A 4,462-nucleotide genomic window follows, 5' to 3' on the forward strand; every position below is an offset into this window, starting at 1 on the left:
GTGGCATCCAGCGCCGCCTTCAATCCCCGCGCCAGCGCGGCGGCATCACCCATGCCATGGACGTGGGTCCACCACACCGGCGGAGTTTGCTCGAGCAGGTGCTTGTGCAACGCGGTCTGGGCCAGCCCGTGAGCCTGCAACGCGTCGGTGACCTTAGGTAACTCCTCCTCGGTGACCACCAGATCACCCATCAGCAGTGACTCGTTGGCGTCGTACCGCGCGAACGCCGCATAGCCACCCAGCGACAGGCCCGGATTGATCGCCACACCATAGCTGGTGACGTGAAGATCGTTGCGCGGCAACGCGATCCGGTACGCCGTGTTGTTATCCCCGAGCTTCCCGTTGCGTCCCAGCACATCGGCGACCTGCTTCCAATCGGCGTCGGTCGTGGTGACCGCCGCATGTGGATTGGTATCGCGGTCGCTGCCCGAAGCCGGGCCGCCCTTAGACCCAGAACTACTGCAGCCGGCGACCAGCAACACCGCCACGGCCGCGGTGACCCATACCACAACTGGGTGGGAGGAGCCTGCAGGCATCGAGACCATGGCCGTTCCCCTTCTCCGTAGCGTCGGCACCCTGGTGGGCGGGATCGATAATCGCTCCACGCTCCGGTTTATCGCCTCTTGATGAAGCCACGATGAAGCCGATCGGGTCGAGCCCATCCCAACCGATGTCGACACCTGCCACACAGGGTGATGATGGAGGGCACCGGCATGACGAATCCGGCAGACGGGAAGGTGTTGGCCGTGCGGGTTCTGGTCGTCGAGGACGAGCCGAAGATGGCCGGCTTGCTGCGTCGTAGCCTCATCGAGGAGGGTTACGCCGTGGACGTCGCGGTCGACGGCGACAGCGGCTACCACGCGGCGCTGGGCCGCGCCTACGACGCGGTCGTGCTGGACGTAATGTTGCCCGGCAGCTCCGGCTTCGATGTCTGCAGGAAGTGGCGCCGTAACGAGGTCTGGGTGCCGGTGCTGATGTTGACCGCCCGCGGGGCGGTCGCCGACCGGGTGGCGGGTCTGGACGGCGGCGCCGATGACTATCTCACCAAGCCGTTTCACCTCGATGAGCTGTTCGCCCGGGTGCGCTCCTTGATCCGCCGCGGACCCACACCACGGCCCACCGTGCTGACGGTGGGAAACCTGCGCGCCGACCCTGCCGGTCGGCGGTGCTGGCGCGGTGAGGCTGAAATCGCGTTAACTACCAAGGAATTCGGGCTGCTCGAACTGCTGATGCGCCGGCCCGGCAGCGTTCTGACGCGCGACTTGCTGCTCGAGCACTGCTGGGACTTCGCCTTTGAGTCACGGTCGAATGTCGTTGACGTCCATGTCCGCGCGCTGCGCGACAAGATCGATCGCCCGTTCGCGCTGAGCTCCATCGAAACCGTCCGAGGCATCGGCTACCGGCTGCGCATCGACGGCGGCGGCCCCGATAAGAGCTCCCGATGATGCGGCGCTGGCCGATTCGTATCCGTCTGGCGGCCGCCTTCACCACCGTGATGGCGCTGGTATTGCTGGCCGTCGCGATGGTGACGGTGGCGCACACGCGCGAGTCGCTGGACGCCTCGATCACCGAATCCCTGACCTATCAGCTAGCCGACCTGCGCCCGATCGCCACCACCGCCGAGCCGTTGCTGCCCGGTGGCGACCCCGACACCGCCGAACAGGTCGTCGGCTCCGACGGCGGAATCCTGGCCGCCACCCCGAGCCTCATCGGTACGCCCGCGCTGTCGCCCGCCGAACTCGACACCGCACGACAGCGCCAACTCGTCGTCGACCACCCAGGCCTGGGAAACCTGCAGGGGCCGGTCAGGATTGCGGCGGCGCCATTACCGGGCGGACGCGTGGTGGTGGCGGCCGAAAGCCTCGCCGACCGCGACGCCGCCGTCGCAGACCTCCGCAATGAGCTGGCCGTCGGCTTCCCGATCGTGCTGGCTGCCGCGGCTGTGGGCGCCTACCTGCTGGCCGCGGCGGCCCTGCGACCCGTCGAACGCATGCGTGCACGCGCAGCCACCATCAGCGCCACCGACACCGGGGCCCGGCTGCCCGTTCCGCCCGCACAAGACGAAATCCAGCGGCTGGGAACAACGTTCAACGAACTCCTCGATCGGCTGCACGGCGCGCTGGAACGGGAGCGGCAGTTCGTCACCGACGCCGGCCACGAACTGCGAACCCCGCTGAGCCTGTTGACCACCGAACTCGAACTCGCGCTGCGCCGGCCGCGTAGCAATCCGGAACTGATCGCCGCGCTGCGCTCGGCCCTAGACGAAACCGCCCGGCTGTCACGGCTGGCGCGCAACTTGCTCACCGTCGCCGACCACAGCCCGGCGCAGCCGAGCACCGTCGATTTGCGCACCCATCTCGACGCCGCCGCCCAGCGCTACGGCCACTCGCTCGGCGACAACCTCGTCGTCGAATGCCCAGGCGCACTGCGAGTTCGCGTCGACCCCGACGATCTCGACCGAATCATCACCAACCTCATCGACAACGCCGCCGAGCATGGCCAGGCGCCGATCACGATCCGCGCCCAGCACAACAACGGCACCGTCCAGACCAGCGTCCACGACCACGGCCCGGGATTCGACGCCGACTTTCTGCCACACGCCCTGCAGCGGTTCACCCGCGCCGATACCGCCCGCACCGGCGACGGCGCTGGACTGGGCCTGGCCATCGTCGACACGCTCACCCAGCGCAATCACGGCACCGTCGCCGCACGCAATCACCCCGACGGCGGCGCGGAAGTAATCGTCGGCCTGCCCGCCGCGTCCGCGCCGGAGGCAAAGGCGTAGCGGCCGGGCCGGTTTAGTGGATGAGCAGGCCGAGCGCGCCTGCAGCCAGTACGACGTAGGGCTCGCCGAGTTTGAATCGCCAGAGCAGCGCGAGCGTGGCGACTGCGATCGCGGCGCTAGGCCAATCGATGACGGCCTGGCGGGTCAACACCACGACCGCACCGGCCAGTGCCCCGGCCGCGGCGGCGGTGGCCCCGGAAACGAACGCCTTGACCTGTTTGTTGTCGCGGTGGCGCAGGAACCAACGACCCGGGATGACCACGGCGAGATAGATCGGGATGAAGATCGCGATGGTGGCCACCACCGCGCCGGTGAGCCCGGCGACGAGGTAGCCGATGAACCCGGCCGAGATCACCACCGGGCCCGGGGTGATCATGCCCATTGCGACGGCGTCGAGGAACTGGGGCTGGGTCAGCCAATGGTGCTGGTCGACCACTCCCTGGCGCAGGAACGGCACGATCGCCAGGCCTGAGCCGAAGACCAGGGCGCCGGCCTTGAGGAAGAACAGGCCCAACGAGACCAGGGTGCCGCCGCCGGCGAGGGCGCCGAACGCGCCGATCGGTAGCGCAAGCGATCGGCGCGGCTCGTCGGTGCCGGTGTCGGGGGGCGCGCCTCGGCGCCGGAATCGGGGCATCGCGGGCCGGGCGTCGAGGGCGATCATCAGTAGGCCGGCCCCGATGATGACCGCGACCGGCTCGGAGCCGGTCAGCGCAGTGAGCGCGAAGACCAATGCGCTGATCGCCCAGAGGCGTTTGTCGCGGCGGTCGGTGAGTCGGATCAGTTTGACCGCGGCCAGCGTGATGATGGCCATCACCGCCGGGGCGATGCCGTAGAACAGGGCGGCCACCATCGGCAGCCCGGAGTAGCGGACATAAAGCGCGCCCACGCTGACCACGATCACAAACGAGGGGGCGATGAACGTCACCGCGACGGCCAGCGCGCCTAGGGCGCCGCGGCGCAGATAGCCGACCCACATGGCGACCTGGGCGGCCAGCGGGCCCGGCATGGTTTGGCCCAGGGCGACCCCGTCGAGGAAGTCGGTGCGGTTGATCCAGGCGCGGCGCTCGACGAGGTCGCGCTGCATGTAGCCGACGGTGGCGATCGGACCGCCGAACCCGATCGTGCCCAACCTCAGGAAGTACCCGAGTATCCGGGCGAAGCTGACCACCGGCGTTGGGCCGTCGGCTGATGATGTTTCACCCGTGCTGTCGCGCGGGGGCAGGAGCTCGCTCATGCCTGGTGCCGTCGCCGGACCGCGTCAGAAGCCGAACACGCCGGAGTACTCCAAGAGCACCAGCGCGATCACCACGGCCGCCAGGATCAGCGGCAGCCACCACAGGGAGATGTCGAACACGTCCTTGTCGTGGCGCGGTCGTTGGTCGTCGGCCAGGCTCTCATCCTCGTCGGGGTCCGCACCGGCGGCTACCTCTGCCATGTCGATCTCCGTTCATCGGCCATGCCGAAACTGCATGCGTTGTGCGCGGTGGGGTCTTTCGCGCCGCGCGCTCTGGTAGTCATTGCGCCCGGCGGTAGCGCCGCATCGATTCGGGGTAGCCGACCACGGCGGCGTCATAGACGGGAACCCCCAGCTCTCGGGCCAGTTCGAGCGCGACAACGGGCGCGCCCACCCGACGCCGGATCCATTCGCCATCGGCGGCGACCGCGACGGCGGTGGTG

At 68.7% G+C, this 4,462-nt stretch carries 5 protein-coding genes; 2 read left to right on the forward strand and 3 right to left on the reverse strand.

Annotation, left to right across the window (positions count from 1 at the left end; all coding sequences use genetic code 11):
- On the reverse strand, positions 1–536 hold a 536-nt coding region (locus VE759_RS19805), incomplete at its 3' end, for a DUF1259 domain-containing protein (protein WP_324935604.1).
- Between the two features lie 177 nt (positions 537–713).
- Here VE759_RS19805 and VE759_RS19810 point away from each other — a divergent pair.
- Positions 714–1,445, forward strand: coding sequence for a response regulator transcription factor (locus tag VE759_RS19810; RefSeq protein WP_324935595.1), 732 nt, complete (start codon positions 714–716; stop codon positions 1,443–1,445).
- Complete coding sequence (locus VE759_RS19815; RefSeq protein ID WP_324935597.1) at positions 1,442–2,785, forward strand: sensor histidine kinase; 1,344 nt, start codon at positions 1,442–1,444, stop codon at positions 2,783–2,785. Before VE759_RS19810 ends, VE759_RS19815 begins: the two co-directional genes overlap by 4 nt.
- Positions 2,786–2,798: 13 nt before the next feature.
- On the opposite strand, the gene chrA is transcribed toward VE759_RS19815, so the two are convergent.
- On the reverse strand, positions 2,799–4,019 hold the full coding sequence (gene chrA, locus VE759_RS19820; protein ID WP_324935599.1) for a chromate efflux transporter: 1,221 nt from the start codon (positions 4,017–4,019) through the stop codon (positions 2,799–2,801).
- A gap of 24 nt (positions 4,020–4,043) precedes the next feature.
- The gene (locus VE759_RS19825) at positions 4,044–4,220 is read right to left on the reverse strand and encodes a hypothetical protein (RefSeq protein WP_324935601.1); all 177 of its coding nucleotides are present in this window, start codon (positions 4,218–4,220) and stop codon (positions 4,044–4,046) included.
- Between the last annotated feature and the right edge of the window lie 242 nt (positions 4,221–4,462).

The organism is Mycobacterium sp., assembly GCF_035640695.1.
Classification (GTDB): domain Bacteria; phylum Actinomycetota; class Actinomycetes; order Mycobacteriales; family Mycobacteriaceae; genus Mycobacterium.

Bases quoted from the DNA above. Each gene is read 5' to 3' on its own strand.
- VE759_RS19810 (WP_324935595.1), top strand. From the start codon at position 714: ATGACGAATCCGGCAGACGGGAAGGTGTTGGCCGTGCGGGTTCTGGTC.
- VE759_RS19825 (WP_324935601.1), bottom strand. From the start codon at position 4,220: ATGGCAGAGGTAGCCGCCGGTGCGGACCCCGACGAGGATGAGAGCCTG.
- VE759_RS19815 (WP_324935597.1), top strand. From the start codon at position 1,442: ATGATGCGGCGCTGGCCGATTCGTATCCGTCTGGCGGCCGCCTTCACC.
- chrA (WP_324935599.1), bottom strand. From the start codon at position 4,019: ATGAGCGAGCTCCTGCCCCCGCGCGACAGCACGGGTGAAACATCATCA.